The organism is Kiloniella spongiae (assembly GCF_001026905.1).
Classification (GTDB): Bacteria; Pseudomonadota; Alphaproteobacteria; order Kiloniellales; family Kiloniellaceae; genus Kiloniella; species Kiloniella spongiae.
In genome coordinates, this window is the sequence record NZ_LAQL01000067.1 from 1 (window position 1) to 403 (window position 403).

The 403-nt window shown below is 45.2% G+C and carries 1 protein-coding gene; it reads left to right on the forward strand.

Annotated elements, in window-relative coordinates; translation table 11 throughout:
- Positions 1-403 (forward strand): hypothetical protein (locus WH96_RS22230; RefSeq protein ID WP_047766196.1); only part of this gene is annotated, 403 nt, incomplete at both ends.

Consider the following 403-nt stretch of genomic DNA (forward strand, 5'->3'; position numbering starts at 1 on the left):
ATATCAGTGACAATACTTATACAGATACAGACAGCTTTACGATTACAGTTAAGCCGGGTGATGTTAATCCTACAGTTGCTCTTGCGCTTGGCGGAGGAGCGAGTGCGATAAAAGAGGATAGTGTTGATAATGAAGTTTCTATCAAGGCGTCTTCTGGTAATGCGACGGATGAGCTGACAACAGTTGTTGTAACCTTCCCAGGTTCTACAGGAGTTGATGTTGGTGAGCTTGATCTGGGTGCTTTGACATCTGATGCGTCTGTTGCGAGTGCTGTTGCGGTTCTTGATAATGGTAATGTTGTGATTACGGTAACTCTTAAGCCAGGAGTTACAAGTCTGGACAGCAGCTTTAAGCTTGATGCGCCAGTTGGAGACAGTGATGTTGATCTCAGCGGTATCACAGT